Source organism: Lysinibacillus sp. GW823-FHT02G10 (genome assembly GCF_058797135.1).
In genome coordinates this window covers 12,746-32,007 of the sequence record NZ_JBXAJI010000001.1, presented here as the reverse complement: position 1 = coordinate 32,007, position 19,262 = coordinate 12,746, and the positions used below count along the sequence as shown (strand labels likewise).

Sequence of the window (19,262 nt, the reverse complement as noted above, 5' to 3'; positions counted from 1 at the left end):
CACTTTGTCTTTAGTTCGAATTTTCTCTCTTATTATGACGCTTTTTTCTATTTTGTGTACTAAAACAGCTTGTAAAAATAATCAGAATAATTCATTTTTTCTATATTTTTGCGCATGTTGCTGATCCAAACGATAAATAAATGCGAAAACTTCTGCTACTGCCTGATATAATTCTTCAGGAATAGACTCATTTAAATCTAATTGACCAAGTAACTGCACAAGGTTAGGATCCTCATAAATCGGCACATTATGCTCATTTGCTCTTGCCAAAATGTTCTCGGCAATTTTCCCTTTTCCCTTTGCTACAACAGTGGGACTATCAAATTGACCAAGCTTATACGTAAGCGCAATTGCCTCTTTTCGAGTAAGTTTTTCTTCGCTCATACGCGGATATCCACCCCACTCTGCTCCTCTCGCTGTTCTACTACAGGACCTACTTTTTCCGTTTGCCCTTTATCAAATTGTTTAATAAACACACCTGAAAGTTGATAATTTTTTTCAGCCAGTCCAATTTTTAAAGCAGCCTTCAACGGCTCAGCAAGTGATTGAATTTCCGAATTTTCATTAAAGACCGTTACTGTGACAACTCTATTTTGAACCTGCATATCAATCACTGTTTCTTGCATAGATGCCATTTGTAAATAAAATAATACGCGTGCATAGTTTGCATCAATTTTGCCATTATCTTTCATGCGACCATTCCATTGTAAGGTTGCATCCATCTTCTTGCCAAAAAATTCAAGTGGAACTTGCATGATGAGCTGATGTTGATGACCATTTTCTCCTGAAGATAACTGCATTCCATTCATACGCGTCATAAGCATCTCTGCCGCTTCCTTCATTTGAGGTGGTATATTAGTTTCCTGCAATAATGTATGGAGCTGTGGCTTTAGCTGATGCGCAATCATGTGTAAATCAGCCGACTTGTTTCCGAGTGTAGCCTCGTAGCTAATTCCTAAATTTTTCAACACCGTTTTAAGTGCATGTTCCATCGCTTTACTATCCATTGAATTTTGTACTAGTGCTTCTGCTTGTGTCACAACTTGCTGTATAAATGGTTGCGAAGAATCAATACTATTTTTCACCAGATTGCGCATGAGTGCCTCAGTCTGTGAAGGAGAATTGGCCTCTTGTTTAAATAAGGATAACAAATGATCTTTCATCGAAAGTGTGTGGGCATCCTGTGTAAATAAACGATCAGCTGTATTTTGAGTAAAAGCTTTTAATAACTGATCCTGCATTTGTTTAGCAAAAACATCTAGCGTTTGTTTTGATACTGGTAGTTGATTAAAACGATCCACAAGCTGATTGATTTGCTGTTTTTGTCCATTCGTTAATAAATTTTGACTTTCGGTCCATGATTTAAGCTGTTCCACCAGTTGTCTAGCATTTTCTGGCTTTGTAGCAAGAATGGTTTGAATAACTTGACCAGCTTGCTGTATTGGCTGAAAGGCTTTTGCTTCATTCATTTTTGACCAGTTTTGCAATGTAGCCTGCTGGGGGAGAATCCCTGACTCTTTTAGCATTGATAAAGCTTGCATTTTTTCATTCATTGTCGCAGAACTATTCGTTAAACTTTGTAAAAGCCTTGCAAGCACTGCACTACCTGTTTCTACTTCAAAGGGCTTGGCAATCGCTTGTACTTGTTGCATTAAATTTTGCCTCAATGACTCAGATAGGGTTGTATCCTTCGCTAAAAGCTGAGCAAAGTTATCCATGATAGCGGTCATACCAGATGTCTTTTGACCACTCATCAATGCTTGAAACACATCGTTTATCATAGGCATTTTAAGCTCTATCATTTTTTGAATGGTTTGTAGAGCATCTACTTTTGATATACCCTCTGGCAATGCCTTTAACCACATTTCAGCTTGCAGCATTTGCTCTTTAGAAATTGGTAGCTGCGCTTTCATAAAATGCCCTAATAATTGCTGCATCTCTGCAGATTTTGGCAAATTCATGGATTCTAATAACTGATTAATTTGCTGACTCGGTGTAGATGCCTGCGCCATCGGTCCAGTCACTATTTTCAATTCCGTTTGTGGATTTGTCCCTGTTACCTGAAAGAAATGGGCATCCCCGGCTTTTAACGGCACTTCGAGTTTAGCTATAAATTTTTGATTACCTACTTGTATTTCTGCCATTTGATCTGGATATAATTGCTTAATTGTTCCATGAAATACTTGTCCTTGTTTTAAAGCAAGTGGTTGATTTGTCGAAGTCATTGCATTTTGCTGTATCTGAATTGGATTAAATGATGTGGCTGTCATATACATACTCCTTTCATCAATTACTCCTTCGTGTAATTGTCTACCGTTTTTTAACTTTATGAAAACATAGATTTTATTGGTTCAAATGATTTACGATGGTGAATAGTCGGTCCAAATTCTTCTAACGCTTCTAAATGTTGCTTAGTCCCATACCCTGCATGTTGCGCAAAGCCATACATTGGAAATTCCTCGTCTAATTGCTCCATATACTCATCCCGTGCCGTTTTAGCTAAAATGGATGCGGCTGCTATCGCTAAGCTCTTAGCATCTCCTTTTATAATCGAATCTTGAGGAATTGTAATAGGTAATGTCATAGCATCTACTAAAACAACATCCGGCTTCGTTGACAATGATTCAACACTTACCTTCATAGATTGTTTTGTTGCCTCATATATATTCAGTTCATCAATTTGTTGGGCAGATTGAAAATGAACAAAATAGCTTATGGCATGCTCTTTAACTAATTTAGCAAAGCCGTTTCGTTTATCCTTCGATAATTGCTTTGAGTCATTCAGACCAACAAGTGCCTCACAATTTGTCGGTAAAATTACTGCTGCCGTTACGACTGGTCCTGCTAATGGTCCTCTTCCTGCTTCATCTACACCCGCAATAAATGTATCTGTTCCCCCATAACTTAAATCAAATGTAACTTTTTTTTGATGCTCTTGCAGTAATTGATGTTTTTTATCTTGTCTCTTTTGCCAAGTTAGCCAAGCCTTTTGTACACCTGCTCTTTCATCGGCTGCAACTTCTTTCATCCAATCTTGCCATTCCTCAGCAGCTTTCAATGCAGTTGTAATTTCCTTAATCGTTTTCATTGTGTACTCCTTCTTGCTTCTATTCATTCAAACTATATCATGTTCAGTTATTATGTAGTCTCTTTAACTTGAAAACTATTTTCCTCTCTATAGTCATTATCGGTTAAAAAATGTATTCCTAAAAGAAAAACTGTCACAAAAGAACGTGTGACAGTTTTAAATACTTATAATTGTTCAGTTTCCTTTTCTAACTGTTCATCCACAAAATCAAAGGTAAGTTTACCTAATTGTAATCCACGGATATCTCGAACAATTAGTTGAGCTACTTGATCATAATCTATTTCTCCACCAGGACCAAACACACGACGCAGCTTACCAATATGGTCAAAAGTATCCACTAACTCCTCATGGATAAACTCAAGACCGTAACGCTCTTCCATACGCTTTGGATAATGATTAGATAAGAAGCGTAATCCATAGACAGCTAGGTCTTCCATATTTGTAATAGTATCCTTAATAGCACCGGTTAAAGCTAATTTAAAGCCTACTTCTTGATCCTCAAACTTTGGCCATAAAATACCTGGTGTATCCAATAGTTCAAGCTCTTTACCAACTTTGATCCATTGCTGTGCCTTTGTCACACCTGGTGTATTGCCTGTTTTAGCGATATTTTTTTTCGCTAATCGATTTATCAATGTTGATTTTCCCACGTTTGGAATACCCACAATCATGGCACGAATAGCTCTAGGCTTCATTCCTCTTGCTTTCATGCGATCAAATTTTTCTTTTAAAATATCTTGTGCCGCTTTTGTGACTTGCTGTAAGCCCTTGCCCTCAAGTGAGTTAATGGCTACTGCTTTATGGCCACGCTTTGCAAAATACTCTACCCATTTCCGTGTTTCTTGTTCATCTGCCATATCCGCTTTATTTAAGATCAAAAGACGAGGTTTTTGGTTAATGACTTCGTCAATCATCGGATTACGTGAGGATAGCGGTAAACGTGCATCTATTAATTCAAAGATAATATCGACAAGCTTTAATTTTTCAGTTACTTCACGTCGGGCTTTAGCCATATGCCCTGGAAACCATTGTATCGTCACAGCTATACCTCCTAAACTAAAAGAAAAAGGGAGTGATTATGCTCTCCCTTTCTTACATTACTTTACAATTTTTATATCACTAAATGGCCAGAAAATCAGACTGGTATTACCTATAATTTCTTTTTGGTTAACAAGGCCAATATGTCGACTGTCTTTACTATATCGACGATTATCTCCCATAACAAAGATATACCCCTCAGGAATGGTATTGCTATCCAAGGAAACATCAATGTCATTTAAGGTGAAATCTTCTGTTAAAGTTCCCTCCGTGATTTGCGCTTTATAGGCATCTAAATAGGGTTCTTCAATTGGCTCACCATTTATATACAATTGATCATCCTTATACTCTAATGTATCTCCTGGCAATCCAATTACACGCTTTATGTAATTTTTTTGTTCGGGTGCATGAAATACAACGATATCAAAACGTTTAGGCTCACCTATTTTATAACCAATTTTATTCACAATCATTCGGTCGCCATCTTCAAGGGTTGGCATCATGGACTCTCCATCAACTGCAATGGGTGTAAATAAAAAATATCGAATAACTGCAGCAATCGCAAATGCAATTAATAGTGCTTTTGTCCATTCCCATAATTCATTTTTTTCTTTCACTTGTTTTTCCATTGAGAATTGCCCCCTTGTCTAACACCATTTTAGATGATAGTGAATAAAGATGACAAGCAAAAAGAAAAGAGGCTTGAACACAAGCCCCTCACTTTTAAGTCATAATTATCGAATTTCTTTAATACGAGCAGCTTTACCACGTAGGTTACGTAGGTAGTAAAGTTTAGCACGACGTACTTTACCACGACGTACAACTTCTAAGTTAGCGATTTTTGGTGTGTGTACAGGGAATGTACGCTCAACACCTACACCGTAAGAAATTTTACGAACTGTGAAAGTTTCGCTAATTCCGCCACCACGACGTTTAATTACTACACCTTCGAAAATTTGGATACGTTCACGAGTACCCTCTACTACTTTCACGTGTACCTTAACAGTATCACCAGGACGGAAAGTTGGTAGATCAGAGCGAAGCTGAGATTTTGTAATTTCTGCAATAATGTTTGACATTGTTTTCTCTCCTTAGACAGATGCTCTTGCACGCAATCTATGCCACAGCGGAACACCGTAATTCAGTACTCCACATAGAAGTACAGATTAGATGTTATCATAAATAGATTCGGCAATCAAGCATCTAGACAATTGTTTTTTAGTTTTTCTAGATACAATTTTTGCTTGTCTGTTAATGGGTATTGCTCAAGTAAGTCAGGACGGCGCTCAAAAGTTCTTTTCAGCGACTGTTCCTCTCGCCATTGCTCAATTTTAGCATGATTCCCCGATAATAAAACATCAGGTACCTTCATGCCACGGAACTCCGCAGGACGTGTATAATGTGGATGCTCAAGGAGACCTGTTGAAAAAGAATCCTGAATATGAGAATCCTCTTGTCCTAAGACACCAGGTAACAATCTAACTACGCTATCAATAACAGTCATAGCGCCTAATTCTCCACCTGTCAAGACAAAATCGCCAATGGAAATCTCGTCTGTCACAAGATGCTGACGTATACGCTCATCATAGCCTTCATAATGACCACATAAGAACACTAACTCTGTCTCCTGCGCTAGCTCCTCTGCTTTTTTCTGCGTAAATCGTTCCCCCTGAGGACACATTAATATGATACGTGGCTGTTTCCCTGCAGTTATAGCCTCTACTGCACTAAACATTGGTTCAGGCTTTAATACCATACCTGCACCACCACCATACGGATAGTCGTCAACCTGATTATGCTTGTTCCCTGAAAATGTACGAATATCCGTTACCTCTAAATTTACAGCTCCCTTTTCTTGTGCCTTCTTTAAAATAGATGCACCAAAAACACCTGAAAACATATCAGGGAACAGGCTCAATACATGAATATTCATCATAATAAGCCTTCCATAACATGAATGACTATTTTTTTGTCCCTAACATCAATATCTTTCACGATATCTTCTATATAAGGGATATAGTGTTCTTTCTTAGTCCCTTTCACTACCCATACATCGTTTGCCCCTGTTTGCAGGATATCTGCTACTATACCGATTGTCTCGCCCTCTTCAGAAATTACTGTGCAGCCTATTATTTCATGGAAAAAGAACTCATTTTCTTCAAGAAGATCATCAGTCATTTGATCTTTTGTCACTTTCAGCATGCCTTCTTTAAATGGCTCAACCAAGTTGATATTGTTCATGCCTTCAAAAGTTAATAAAATAAAGTTTTTATGACGACGCATAGAGTCAATCGTTACCCAGGTTGGCTTCCTATCGTCTTTTTTAAAGGCAGCAAGCTTATTTCCTACTGCAAAACGCTCTTCTTCAAAGTCTGTTGTCGATAATACACGTACCTCACCACGAATACCGTGTGTATTGACAATTCGACCTACATTAAACCATTCCATTCTATTTCACCTCGTAAAAAACATGCTTATCTTCACAATGCATCTGGCTCATCCAAAAAAGGTTCCGTTCTTGCAGATGTGCTTTGGAAGAATGTAGTTTTAGCTAAGACTCATTTGTCTTGTCAACAATAATATAAGCAATATCCTTTATCTATACTCCTTATTTAAGCTTTAATTTCCACTTAAACAGAAGTCATAGCGATATGCTGATGTTAAAAAAAGATAAAAAAAGGAAGGAACCTACAAGCTCCCTCCTTTTTCGTCCAGATTTTACGCTTTATACTAAAAGGCCACTTTGAACTCCTAAGCGACATGTAAACACACCTATCAGGACTCACTAGTACTTGTTGCAAGAGCGTGAAAATCTTTTCTATTAATCCAATATATCGACGTAGGTCTTCTTTTGATGGTGACTACCTGCCGCTGAATAAACAATTGTACGAATCGCTTTTGCTACTCGCCCTTGCTTGCCTATGACTTTCCCTCTATCCTCTGGATGAACAAAAAGTTTATAAACAATTCGATTTGCATTTTCATCCGTCTCAATACGAACTTCTTCTGGATAATCGACTAACGGTAAAACGATTGCTTCAATCAGCTGCTTCAAAGACGTCGCCCCCGATTATTTACTGAATTTTTGGTTATGGAATTTTTCCATGATACCTTGTTCTGAGAACAGGTTACGTACTGTATCTGATGGTTTTGCACCGTCAGCTAACCATTTAAGAGCTTTCTCTTCATCAATGTTTACAGTAGCTGGTTGAGTTAGTGGGTTGTAAGTACCAACTGTTTCGATTTGACGACCATCACGTGGTGAACGAGCGTCTGCAACTACGATACGATAGAAAGGAGATTTTTTAGCTCCCATACGTTTTAAGCGAATTTTAACTGCCATTTTAATAGCACCTCCGAATAAGTTTCACACAAGATAGTATATTATCAATGTTTAGGTTGTTTGTAAAGTGTTTTTTCTTAACACCTAAAAATTATTATTTAAACAATGAATCAAAGCCTGGTAATTTCATTTTTTTCTTCCCTTTACCACTTGCCATTCCAGTCATTTGTTTCATCATTTTTTTCATTTCATCGAATTGTTTAATGAGACGATTCACCTCTTGAATAGATGTCCCAGAGCCTTTCGCAATACGCTTTTTACGGCTACCATTAATGATTTCTGGGTTGGTCTTTTCAGCAGGCGTCATCGAGTAAATAATGGCCTCTACACGCCCCATTTGCTTATCATCAACTTTTACATTATCTAAGCCTTTGATTTTGTTAGCACCTGGTAGCATTTTTAAAATTTCATCAAGAGGGCCCATTTTCTTGACTTGCTGTAATTGCTCGACAAAATCATCAAAAGTAAATGTTTGAGATTTAAACTTTTCTTCTAATTCTTTTGCCTTGGCTTCATCTACATTTGCCTGAGCTTTCTCGATAAGGGACAGAACATCGCCCATACCTAATATACGAGACGCCATACGCTCTGGATGGAATGGTTCAAGCGCATCCATTTTTTCGCCCATCCCGACAAATTTAATTGGTTTTTGCGTCACAGAACGGATAGATAATGCAGCACCACCACGCGTATCACCGTCAAGTTTTGTTAAAACAACCCCAGTAATACCGATTGCTTCATTAAAGCTTTCTGCTACATTGACTGCATCTTGACCCGTCATAGCATCAACAACTAGGAAAACCTCATCTGGCTCTTTTAATGCACGAATATCCTTTAACTCTTGCATTAGGTCTTCATCGATATGAAGTCGACCAGCTGTATCAATAATCACTACATCATGATGCTCTTCCTTTGCCAATTCAATTGCCTGACGTGCAATTTCTACAGGAGATACCTCAGTACCTAGCGCAAAAACAGGTAGTGATAACTGTTTTCCTAATGTTTGTAATTGTTGGACAGCTGCTGGACGATAAACGTCAGCGGCAACTAATAATGGTTTACGATTATATTTTTTTCGTAGAACATTTGCCAATTTACCTGTAGTGGTCGTTTTACCCGCACCTTGTAGACCAACCATCATAATGACAGTGGGTGGCTTCGTATTAAACTTAATGGGACTTTGTTCGCCCCCCATTAATTCTGTTAGTTCATCCTGTACAATTTTAATAACTTGCTGACCTGGTGTTAAACTTTGCATAACATCAACACCGACAGCACGTTCACTTACCTTTTTCACGAATTCTTTGACTACTTTTAAGTTAACATCCGCCTCGATTAAAGCAAATCGGACTTCTCGCATCATTTCTTTAACGTCTTGCTCTGACACTTTTCCTTTGCCTTTAATCTTTTGGATCGTTCCTTGGAGTCGTTCCGCTAATCCTTCAAAAGCCATTGCTTTCGCCTCCTAATCCCATTCTTTCAGCTGCTCAATAAGTGCTAGCTGCTCTTCAGCTGTCATACTTTTTTCTGTAATCCCCTGTGTTAGCTGTAACAGCATTTGGGTACGTTGTTGAAATTTTTCAAGTAAACATAATTTTTCTTCATATTCCTCAAGCATCGCTTCAGTTCGACGAATATTATCGTAAACAGCTTGGCGTGAAACACCATACGATTCAGCGATTTCTCCTAGAGAGTTATCATCCAAATAGTATAGCTCCATATAACTTCTTTGCTTATCTGTTAATAATGCTTGATAAAAGTCGAAGAGAAAGTTCATGCGTGTTGTTTTTTCAAGTAGCATCGAATGTTTCTCCTCCCGCTATTAGTCATTTGTATCATAACGAAAAGCGCCCGTCTGTGTCAAGGTAATCTCCTTGTCTAAAAGCCTAAATTACAGCTTTCAGGCATTTTTTGCCTTTGGCTAGTATTACTCTTTTAAACAAGTCGATTCACCTATACACAATCGAGCGTTTTTATCTATTATGTGTCAGTGTCACTTTATCCAATTTTGTTCAAAAGCTGAAGCAAACTAAGCATCCTGCTTTCTGAATAGAAAAGAGATATATGGCATTCAATATAAAACTATTCAGCCACTGTTAGCTGTTTTCATCATTATTTTGTAGTTCCTTATCCAAACCATCAGCAAATAGTCCATAGACATATCGTTCTGCATCAAATGGCTGTAAATCATCCATTTTCTCACCAAGACCCACAAATTTTACAGGAATGTGCAGCTTGTTACGAATAGCAAGAACAATACCCCCTTTAGCAGTACCGTCTAACTTTGTTAAAACAATCCCTGTCACATTCGTTGCCTCTTTAAATGTTTGTGCTTGAACAAGCGCATTTTGGCCAGTTGTTGCATCTAATGCTAATAATACTTCATGTGGAGCATTTGGAATTTCACGTGAAATAACACGATGAACTTTTTCAAGCTCATTCATTAGGTTCACTTTGTTCTGCAAGCGTCCCGCTGTATCACAAATCAACACATCCGCTTTTCTGTTTTTTGCTGCACGAATCGCATCATACATAACTGCTGCTGGGTCAGAGCCTTCTGATTGTTTAATAACCTCACAACCAACACGATCTCCCCATACTTGTAATTGATCAATAGCACCTGCACGGAACGTATCACCCGCAGCTAATACAACCGTTTTCCCTTGAGACTTTAAACGGTGTGCTAGCTTACCTATCGTTGTTGTTTTCCCAACACCATTTACGCCAACAAATAGAATAACCGTTAGTTCACCATCTGGCTGCATAGTTAGTTCAATTAAATCTTCCTCACCTTGCTCGTAAATCTCTACAAGCTTCTCAGAAATCACAGCTTGAATGCCATTTGTATCTTTAATATTTTTACGTTGCACTTCATAACGCAGTTTATCCATGAGTTCCATGACTGTTTCAAATCCAACATCAGCCTGTAATAGTAAGTCCTCTAATTCTTCAAAGAAATCCTCATCCACTTTACGATAGCGTGCAACAAGGTCATTCACTTTTGATGTAAAAGAATTACGTGTTTTTTCAAGGCCAGCCTTGAATTTTTGTGTTATTGACCAAGCAGAAGGCTTTTTCTCTTCCAGTGGTTCATCCTCTACTACTGCTAGCTCCTGAAGATCTAGCTGTGCTTCTTCTATTTCAGGTGAGGGCTCGGCTTCCACGTCGACTTCTTTCACAATCGCCATTTCTGGTGATTCTTCATCTTGTTCAGACACTTTTAGATCAACGGTCTCAATGGCAGCAGGTTCGTTTGATTCTTTAAACTCCGGCTCCGAATGGTCAGATTCCTGTTCGTTGTCGGTTGCGTCTAGCTTCTCTTCCTCTGCTGGATTACCCATTAATTTATCTTTTAAACGTTTAAAAAAACTCATGCTTGTTCGCTCCTTTGCTCCGCAAGTACGGGTTCATCTTCTAGTTTTACTGATACAAGTTTCGACACACCTGATTCTTGCATTGTTATACCATACAAGACATCAGCTCCCTCCATTGTTCCTTTACGATGAGTAATCACAATGAATTGTGTGTCGAGACTAAACTTTTTCAAATATTGGCTATAACGCACAACATTCGCTTCATCTAAAGCCGCCTCTACTTCATCCAGAATACAAAATGGTACAGGTCGAATATTTAAGATGGAGAATAGTAAAGCAATGGCCGTAAGTGCACGCTCACCACCAGAAAGCAAACTTAAATTCTGTAATTTTTTTCCTGGAGGCTGTGCAACAATTTCAATACCTGTTTCCAATAAATTTTGTGGGTCAATTAAAACCAAATCAGCTTGCCCCCCGCCAAACAATTCACGGAAAACACGTTTAAATTGCTCTCTAATAGCATAAAACGTTTCACTAAAGCGCATCGTCATTTCTTCATCCATTTCTTTGATTGCTTCATGTAATGTTTCCTGTGCAGCAAGCAAGTCCTCTCGTTGTTCAGTTAAGAAAGTATGACGTTCTAGTACTCTATCATATTCCTCAATCGCACTTAAATTAACAGGTCCTAGCTCTTCAATAGATCTTTTTAACAATTTAACACGTCTTCGCACAAACTCTTCATCTTCTATTGCCAGAGCTTCTTTCTCAGCCTCTTCGAAAGTTAACTGATAATTTTCTTCGAGTTGTTCGATAAAATTATCCATTTCAAATTCTACACGATTACGTTTTAACTCATTGGCACGAATTGCTTCAAGATATCCTTTATGAATACGCTGTAGTTCCTTGAGTTGTTCTTCTAATGTAGAGAGTTCTTGTTGTTGTCCTATTTTCTGCTCTTTCTTTTCAGAAATAGTCTCTTGTAAGGCATCTCTTCTTGCTTTCCATGTCACAACCTGTTCCTCGACCTCTTCATCACTTAAATGATTTGTCGATTCATCAGATTGAAGCCACATTATTTCCTGAGAAATATTTTTAACTTTTTGTTGTGCTTTGTTTAATTGTAGTGCCAGTTCAGCAGTCGTAATTTGAACTTGTGACATTTGTTCTTGCATAACCGCTAGCTGTGAACGTTTTTCGGCAAGCTGTTCTCGTAAGACATCTTTCTCTGTCTCCCCCTGTAACTTTACCTTACTTAATTGTTCGACAGTTTCATTGATTTCGACAAGCTCTACAGCAAGGGTATTTAAGCGCTCCTCTGCTGCTTGCTTTTGTGTTAACAATGCTTCCTCACGTGTTTTTACATCTTTTGTTTCAGTTGAAGCAAAGGTTACTCTAGCCGATAAGCTTTTTTCTACGACTTCTAGCTCACGAATACGACTTGACTGTTGCATCTCATCTTTTCGTAATTGCTCTCCTTCAAGCTTTAATTGCTCTACTTGATCTCGCAGTACTGCAAGCTTCTCTTTTTCGGCTGCAACAGCCTGTTCAGCACTATAAATGGAAGCCTGTAACGATTCTAGCTTAATGATTAAATCATCTAACTCTGCTTTTCTTGTAAAGAGTGAGGATTGCTGTTTCAGTGCACCACCTGTTAAGGAACCCCCTGCATTAACAATATCTCCTTCAAGTGTGACAACTCGGTATCGGAAACCACATAATCGGGCAATTTGACTTGCGCCTTCTAAATTTGATGCCACGATGACATTCCCTAATAGATTTTCAACAATTGTTCGATTATCTTCATTAAAAGTGACAAGTGCATCTGCCATTTGAACAAAGGCAGGATGTTCAGTTGCTAGCTGAATAGTTCCTGGATTAATTTTGCGTGATTTCATGACTGTTTTCGGTAAAAAAGTAGCACGTCCAGCCCGTTTTTGTTTTAACCAGTGAATAGCCTGTTGCGCATCTCGCTCATTGGTTGTGACAATATGTTGAGAGGCAGCACCTAAAGCTGTTTCAATAGCTTGTGAATACTTTCCTTCAACTTGGATTAACTCTGCTACAGCACCCTCAATACCTTGTAAATCACCTTTATCTCGAGCAAGCAAGACTTCTTTAACACCTTGGAAGAACCCAGAAAAATCAGCTTCGAGTTCAGCTAATGTATCTTTTCTAGCCTTTAGTTGTTGTTGGTGTTGATACGCTTTGTACAACATATCCTGTTTTTCGCTAAAAGAAATATTGACATTTTTCAACTGTATTTGTAAGGTTTCATATTGCTCTAATTTTTTCTGTAAATCATTGGTTGTCAAAGCATGTTCAACCACTAGCTTTTCTTTTTCAGCAATGATTTGCATAAGCTCTTGTCCAATTTCATCTGTTTGATCGGACATTTTTGCCGCCATTGCCTTTTGTTGAGCTAATTGCTGATCGATATTTTTTAATTCATTCTTGACTGTTGCTTCTTCATTTAATGAATCAATATATCGATTTTTATAGTCTTCTATTTCTTCCTCGATTTCTGTCACAGACCGATTTAATGATTGTTCTAACTGCTTGATGCTCTGCTTTAATACTGATACGGCTTGTTGCTTCTCGGAGAACACTTCTTTTTTCTCCTGTTCTTGAACCAGGAGTAATTCTACTTCCGCCTTAGCCTCTTGTAATGTTGTATTCAGTTGTAATAGTTGATTCGATGCATTTTGGCGTTTTTCAGCCATTAATGCCTTACGACCATCCCAACGCTCTACCTCCATAGTGGCATTGACAAGCTCAGCCTGCGAAACATCCAAATAATCATCTAGATCTTTTAATAGCTTACGTATATTGGCGGTCTGTTTATCAATCATTGAAATATTTTGAGCTTGTTCTAGCTCTGTTGCAGAAAGCTTCGTAAATTCCTCTTTAAGCGCATGCAAAGATTGTGCACAATTTTTAAAATCATGCACAAGAATTGCAATATCAAAATCCTTTAGCTCAGAAGACATTTGTACATAATCTCTTGCACTAGATGCCTGCATTTCAAGCGGCTCTAATCGGTTGTCTAATTCATGGAGAATGTCTAATACACGATACAAATTTTCATCTGTCTCAACAAGCTTATGCTCAGCTTTTTTCTTTCTTATTTTATACTTTAAAACGCCAGCTGCCTCTTCAAAAATAGAACGACGGTCATCAGGTCGACTATTTAAAATTTCATCAACACGACCTTGAGAGATAATTGAAAATGCCTCTTTCCCAAGTCCTGAATCCATAAACAAGTCCGTAATATCCTTCAGGCGACACTGTTGGTTATTTAATAAATATTCACTATCACCTGAACGGTATACGCGTCTTGTTACACTGACTTCTGTATAAGAAAAAGCAAGTTGCTCATCAGTATTATCTAAAATAAGTGTTACTTCTGCAAAGTTGAGTGGCTTACGAGAGTCACTCCCAGCGAAAATAACATCTTCCATCTTTGCTCCACGTAACGACTTTGCCGATTGCTCCCCAAGTACCCAACGAATCGCATCTGTGACATTACTTTTTCCACTGCCATTTGGTCCAACAACGGCTGTAACACCAGGTACAAAATCAATTCCAATGCGTTCCGCAAAAGATTTAAAGCCAATCACTTCTAGTCGTTTTAGGAACATCTATTAAGCCTCCTCTTTTGCAGCTTCTTCACGCATCATCCGCATTGCACATTGTGCAGCTTGCTGCTCGGCTTCTTTTTTTGATTTTCCACGACCAATACCAAGCTCTTGTCCATTTAATAATACGCTTGATACAAAGGTACGATTATGTGCTGGGCCTTTTTCATCGATAATCTCATAATGAAGAAGTCCATTATTCGTTTGCTGTACCATTTCTTGCAATTGACTTTTAAAATCCATCACATGCGAAAAAGCACCGACTTCTACTTTTGGGAACACGATTCGTTCTAAAAATGACACGACCGTTTGTAAATCTTGATCTAAATAGAGTGCACCTACAAATGATTCAAAGACATCTGCAAGCAGCGCTGGACGTTCCCGACCACCTGTTAATTCCTCACCTTTTCCAAGTAATACAAAGCGTCCAAAGCCTAGCTCGTTAGCAAAAATCACTAGTGATGGCTCACATACAATGGAAGCTCTTAGCTTTGTTAACTCACCCTCGCTCATATTTGGGTATTTCTCAAAAAGATATTTAGAAACAGACAGTTCAAGTACTGCGTCTCCTAAAAATTCAAGACGCTCATTATCCGTAAATAATTTACGGCGATGCTCATTCACATAAGATGAATGCGTGAATGCTTGATACAATAAATTTTTATTAATAAATGTGATATTTAATTCATGCTGTAACAGCTCAAATTGGTTGCGTACTTTTTCAGGAAGTACGCCAGATTTCTGCATAGTTCCTTTTCTTTTCATAGCCATTGAACAAATCTGCCTTCCTAATAGTTTCTACCGTTTTAGTGTACCTTTTTCAGGGCGTTTATGCAAAAGTATTTCGGCTCAAACACAATGTTTTGGAAATTTTTCATAAAATTCCTCTTAATACAGCATGCATCTCCCATGAGAGAGAATTTTGAAGCTGACTGGTCATTAGATTTTTAACATAAAAAAGGGACGTTAATAGATCGAAAACCGATCCATTTCGTCCCCTTTAAATACATCTTCATTCATTGAATCTGCTCCTTCAAACAAGGAATGCAGAAAAAGTAATTTCTACTTTATTCAAGCTACCATAAAACCATTGTATGATTACGATGACCATTACACCATTAGAGGTGATCTATTTTCACTAAATAAAGTTTTAACGAAATTAGTTTAATTTACTTTCGATGTATGAGATTGCAGTACCTACTGTTGAGATTTTTTCAGCATCTTCATCAGAAATTTCCATATCGAATTCGTCTTCAAGCTCCATTACAAGCTCAACTACGTCTAATGAGTCAGCACCTAAATCATCACGGAAAGAAGCTTCAAGCGTTACTTCGCTTTCTTCCACACCTAAACGGTCCACGATTACTTTTGTTACGCGTTCTAATACTGTAGACAAATGATTCACCTCCCCTCAAATGATTATACAAAAAATCAGCTTATATGCCTAATTGAAATTACATAACCATACCGCCATCAATATGAAGCGTTTGTCCAGTCATATAATTTGCGTCCTCCGATGCTAGGAAAGCTACTGCTTTTGCGATATCCTCTGGCTGACCAAGTTTCGCAAGAGGAATCTGTGTTAGCATACCTTGTTTGATATCCTCTGGCAATTGTTCTGTCATTTCTGTTTCGATAAAACCTGGTGCAATAGCATTAACTAAAATATTACGAGAAGCTAATTCCTTTGCCGTCGTTTTCGTTAGTCCAATAACACCTGCTTTAGCCGCAACATAGTTGGCTTGACCAGCATTACCCGCTACACCAACGATGGAAGAAATGTTAATAATGCGACCTGCACGTTGCTTCATCATTTGACGTGTGACCGCTTTTGTACAAAGGAAAACACCTTTAAGGTTCGTATTTAAAACATCGTCCCATTCGTCTTCTTTCATACGCATGATCAAGTTATCTCTTGTAATACCAGCATTATTCACTAAAATATCAAGGGAGCCGTATGTTTTCACAGCAGCATCCATTAATGCTGTCACTTCTTCTGTCTGAGAGACGCTAGCTTGTACAGCAATTGCTTCGCCACCGTTTTCTTGAATCATCGCTACTACTTCTTCTGCTTTTGCCTGAGAGCCACTATAGTTCACAACAACCTTAGCACCTTCTTCTGCAAGCTTTAAAGCAATAGCACGTCCAATCCCTCTTGAAGCTCCTGTTACAACAGCTACTTTTCCTTCTAATTTACGCATTAATTGACCACTCCTTCGACGCTTCTAAAACTGCTTCTAACGAAGCTTCATCATAAACACAATAAGTTGCAACAGAGCGATCAATTTTTTTCAAGAGACCGCTTAATACTTTACCAGGTCCACATTCAATAAAGACGTCAACACCTTGCGCAAGCATTTCACGCATAGAAGCTTCCCATTGAACAGCACTGTATACCTGTTCAACTAGCTCTTGTTGTATTGCTGCTACATCTTTTAATTCCTTCGCCATCACATTGCCAATTACAGGGATTTTAGGTGCAGATAAAGAAATCTCTGCCAATGCTGCTTGCAGTTTCTCTGAAGATGGACGCATTAAATCAGAGTGGAAGGGACCACTTACAACTAAAGGTATTGCTCGTTTTGCACCAGCTTCTTTGGCAGCAACACTTGCTTTATCCACACCTTCTTTAGTGCCCGAAATAACAATTTGTCCTGGACAATTCACATTAGCCACCTGAACAGAGTCACCTGATGCTGATACCTGCTCTGTTACCTCGTTCAATGCCTCTAGTTCCATTCCTAAAATTGCCGCCATTGCGCCTTGACCTGCTGGCACAGCTTCATTCATATAAAGACCTCGTTTATGCACGATTGACACAGCATCATCAAATGACATAACACCTGCTAACACCAATGCACCATATTCTCCAAGTGAATGACCCGCTGCGTAGTGTGGTTGAATACCTGCTGCGCGTAACTTTTCAGCCACCATTACACCAGTAGTAAGTAGCGCTGGCTGTGCATGATATGTCAGTGTTAACTCTTCTGCAGGACCTTCTAACATTAATTTAGATAATTCAAATTGAAGAGCTTGATCTGCGCGATCATAAAATGCTTTACTTTCTGCAGCATTTTCAACAAACTCTTGACCCATTCCAACTACTTGTGAACCCTGTCCTGGAAAAATAAATGCTATTTTTGTCATTTGAATAATCCCCTTTGCTTAATCAATTTCTATGTGGCGTACTGTCTCCGTAATCGTCGAAATAACCGTATGCTCTACCATCGTATTGGCTTGTCGAATGGCACTGAAAATCGCTTTCGCATTTGATGATCCATGTGCCTTAATAACAGGTGCTTGTAAGCCAAACAATCCTGCGCCACCATACTCTGTATAGTCCATTTTATTTTTCAAGTCACGTAAATTATTTTTCATGAGCGCTGCTGAAATTTTCGTTTTCGTTGAAGACATAAAGGCCTCTTTTAACATAGAAAATAAAGCACCTGCTGTCCCTTCAATAGACTTCAACACCATATTTCCTGTAAAGCCATCTGTTACAACAACATCAGCTACTCCTTCAAGTAAATCACGTGCTTCTACATTTCCAATAAAATTCAAATCTGCTTCCTTCAATAATTCGAAGGCAGCTTTTGTTAATTCATTCCCTTTTTTATCCTCGGTACCGATATTTAATAAGCCAATTCGTGGTTTTTGCAAACCTCCAACCTTTTTAGCATAAATATCACCCATAATGGCATATTGCACTAAATGCTCTGGGCGAGCATCTGCATTTGCCCCTAAATCAAGCATCAAAAACCCTTTACCGTCTAATGTTGGTAGCGTTGTAGCTAATGCTGGTCTAGCTATTCCCTCAATGCGACCTACTTTAAATAGGCCACCCGCCATCAGGGCCCCTGTGTTCCCTGCAGAAAGGCAAGCATCTGCTTTACCCTCTTCTACTGCATCCATCATACGTGCCATGGAAGAATCCTTTTTTCTACGAACAGCACGGGCAGGATCATCAGTTCCTTCTACTGCTTCCTCACAATGTATAACCTTTAATCGATCATGTTGTTTTAAAAATGGTTCCAGCTTATCTTGATGACCATATAGTTGAATTTCTAAGTTTGGAATTTGCTCTAATGCTAAAAGTGCACCTTCAACAACTGACTTTGGTGCATTGTCTCCACCCATTCCATCAAGCGCTAATTTCATTGTTACTCACCTTTACCTTTCGTGCGGTACATATCAAACTCACCAACAAAAACGGTTTCACCATTAACGGTAGATGTTACCTCAACTTTTGTTCGGTGTGTTTGTTCATCTCGTCCGATAACAATCGCTTTTGTAATAACACGATTTCCAGCTCGTACAGGTTTCACAAACGTAATATTGGAATGTACGGTTAATGCTAGTTCGTCATCAATTACTGCAACCGCTAATGAATTTGCTTGCGCAAACAAATGATGCCCACGTGCGATGCCATTACGCTGAAAAACATGCTCTTCTTGTACATCAAAAATCGAGAGTGCTCGATGATCTAATTCAATATCTACTATCTCCCCAATGACCTCATCAATCGGGAGAGATTTCACTTCATTTTCATAGTTTTTTGAAGCAACATCTTTAATTCGCTCGCGTAATTCTGGTATTGATAATTCCATACGGTCTAAACGAATTGTTTGGACACTTACCTGAAACTGTGTTGCTAGCTGTTCATCTGTGACGAATGGATTTTCAGCTATCGTTTCAGATAGTAGTCGCTGTCGCTCTTTTTTCGTTCGTCTCAACTTCATTCGCCACCTTTTGAGTTGTTATTAGCACTTGGTACTAATATCAGTATATAGAGTATAAAAAAAGAATGCAAGACTTGTTTTGAAATCAAGTACTTACATTCTTTC

The 19,262-nt window shown here is 38.5% G+C and carries 20 protein-coding genes; all 20 read right to left on the bottom strand.

Going from position 1 to position 19,262, the window contains the following annotated elements; all coding sequences use genetic code 11:
* Positions 1–81: 81 nt before the first annotated feature.
* The 20 genes from AC1RFD_RS00150 to fapR all read right to left on the bottom strand — a co-directional run bounded on the left by AC1RFD_RS00150 (position 82) and on the right by fapR (position 19,151).
* Positions 82–384, bottom strand: a complete 303-nt coding sequence (locus AC1RFD_RS00150) for an EscU/YscU/HrcU family type III secretion system export apparatus switch protein (RefSeq protein ID WP_048391628.1) — start codon at positions 382–384, stop codon at positions 82–84.
* A complete protein-coding gene (locus tag AC1RFD_RS00145) occupies positions 381–2,270 on the bottom strand; it encodes a TP0910 N-terminal domain-containing protein (RefSeq protein WP_403019809.1) in 1,890 nt (629 codons plus the stop codon). Before AC1RFD_RS00145 ends, AC1RFD_RS00150 begins: the two co-directional genes overlap by 4 nt.
* A 56-nt stretch (positions 2,271–2,326) precedes the next feature.
* A complete protein-coding gene (rnhB, locus tag AC1RFD_RS00140) occupies positions 2,327–3,088 on the bottom strand; it encodes a ribonuclease HII (protein WP_492474401.1) in 762 nt (253 codons plus the stop codon).
* A gap of 164 nt (positions 3,089–3,252) precedes the next feature.
* Positions 3,253–4,128, bottom strand: a complete 876-nt coding sequence (gene ylqF, locus AC1RFD_RS00135) for a ribosome biogenesis GTPase YlqF (protein WP_048391635.1) — start codon at positions 4,126–4,128, stop codon at positions 3,253–3,255.
* Between the two features lie 57 nt (positions 4,129–4,185).
* Positions 4,186–4,755 carry a signal peptidase I gene (gene lepB / locus AC1RFD_RS00130; protein ID WP_048391637.1) on the bottom strand — a complete coding sequence of 190 codons (570 nt, stop codon included), beginning with the start codon at positions 4,753–4,755 and terminating at the stop codon, positions 4,186–4,188.
* A 105-nt stretch (positions 4,756–4,860) separates the two neighbouring features.
* On the bottom strand, positions 4,861–5,205 hold the full coding sequence (rplS, locus tag AC1RFD_RS00125; protein WP_004269407.1) for a 50S ribosomal protein L19: 345 nt from the start codon (positions 5,203–5,205) through the stop codon (positions 4,861–4,863).
* A 116-nt stretch (positions 5,206–5,321) separates the two neighbouring features.
* Positions 5,322–6,059 carry a tRNA (guanosine(37)-N1)-methyltransferase TrmD gene (trmD, locus tag AC1RFD_RS00120; RefSeq protein ID WP_048391697.1) on the bottom strand — a complete coding sequence of 246 codons (738 nt, stop codon included), beginning with the start codon at positions 6,057–6,059 and terminating at the stop codon, positions 5,322–5,324.
* Positions 6,059–6,574, bottom strand: a complete 516-nt coding sequence (gene rimM / locus AC1RFD_RS00115) for a ribosome maturation factor RimM (RefSeq protein ID WP_492474400.1) — start codon at positions 6,572–6,574, stop codon at positions 6,059–6,061. Before rimM ends, trmD begins: the two co-directional genes overlap by 1 nt.
* A 373-nt stretch (positions 6,575–6,947) precedes the next feature.
* Positions 6,948–7,181, bottom strand: a complete 234-nt coding sequence (locus AC1RFD_RS00110; RefSeq protein WP_004269410.1) for a KH domain-containing protein — start codon at positions 7,179–7,181, stop codon at positions 6,948–6,950.
* 15 nt (positions 7,182–7,196) lie between these two features.
* The gene (gene rpsP, locus AC1RFD_RS00105; RefSeq protein WP_004269411.1) at positions 7,197–7,469 is read right to left on the bottom strand and encodes a 30S ribosomal protein S16; all 273 of its coding nucleotides are present in this window, start codon (positions 7,467–7,469) and stop codon (positions 7,197–7,199) included.
* Between the two features lie 94 nt (positions 7,470–7,563).
* The gene (gene ffh, locus AC1RFD_RS00100; protein WP_048391641.1) at positions 7,564–8,922 is read right to left on the bottom strand and encodes a signal recognition particle protein; all 1,359 of its coding nucleotides are present in this window, start codon (positions 8,920–8,922) and stop codon (positions 7,564–7,566) included.
* A 12-nt stretch (positions 8,923–8,934) separates the two neighbouring features.
* Complete coding sequence (locus tag AC1RFD_RS00095) at positions 8,935–9,270, bottom strand: putative DNA-binding protein (RefSeq protein ID WP_054550507.1); 336 nt, start codon at positions 9,268–9,270, stop codon at positions 8,935–8,937.
* 295 nt (positions 9,271–9,565) lie between these two features.
* Entirely contained in the window at positions 9,566–10,843 is a 1,278-nt protein-coding gene (gene ftsY / locus AC1RFD_RS00090) for a signal recognition particle-docking protein FtsY (protein WP_054550506.1), read from the bottom strand.
* Entirely contained in the window at positions 10,840–14,421 is a 3,582-nt protein-coding gene (gene smc, locus AC1RFD_RS00085; RefSeq protein WP_054550505.1) for a chromosome segregation protein SMC, read from the bottom strand. The genes ftsY and smc overlap by 4 nt, the downstream gene beginning before the upstream one ends.
* A 3-nt stretch (positions 14,422–14,424) precedes the next feature.
* Positions 14,425–15,189 carry a ribonuclease III gene (rnc, locus tag AC1RFD_RS00080; RefSeq protein WP_012293239.1) on the bottom strand — a complete coding sequence of 255 codons (765 nt, stop codon included), beginning with the start codon at positions 15,187–15,189 and terminating at the stop codon, positions 14,425–14,427.
* 388 nt (positions 15,190–15,577) lie between these two features.
* Positions 15,578–15,814 (bottom strand): acyl carrier protein, encoded by a 237-nt coding sequence (gene acpP, locus AC1RFD_RS00075; protein ID WP_009371143.1) that lies wholly within the window; start codon positions 15,812–15,814, stop codon positions 15,578–15,580.
* A 58-nt stretch (positions 15,815–15,872) separates the two neighbouring features.
* Positions 15,873–16,619 (bottom strand): 3-oxoacyl-[acyl-carrier-protein] reductase, encoded by a 747-nt coding sequence (gene fabG / locus AC1RFD_RS00070; RefSeq protein WP_004269418.1) that lies wholly within the window; start codon positions 16,617–16,619, stop codon positions 15,873–15,875.
* On the bottom strand, positions 16,612–17,565 hold the full coding sequence (gene fabD / locus AC1RFD_RS00065) for an ACP S-malonyltransferase (protein WP_269898932.1): 954 nt from the start codon (positions 17,563–17,565) through the stop codon (positions 16,612–16,614). Before fabD ends, fabG begins: the two co-directional genes overlap by 8 nt.
* Positions 17,566–17,583: 18 nt before the next feature.
* Positions 17,584–18,576 (bottom strand): phosphate acyltransferase PlsX, encoded by a 993-nt coding sequence (plsX, locus tag AC1RFD_RS00060; protein ID WP_048391651.1) that lies wholly within the window; start codon positions 18,574–18,576, stop codon positions 17,584–17,586.
* Positions 18,577–18,578: 2 nt separating this feature from the next.
* Complete coding sequence (gene fapR, locus AC1RFD_RS00055; protein WP_004269421.1) at positions 18,579–19,151, bottom strand: transcription factor FapR; 573 nt, start codon at positions 19,149–19,151, stop codon at positions 18,579–18,581.
* Positions 19,152–19,262: the final 111 nt, after the last annotated feature.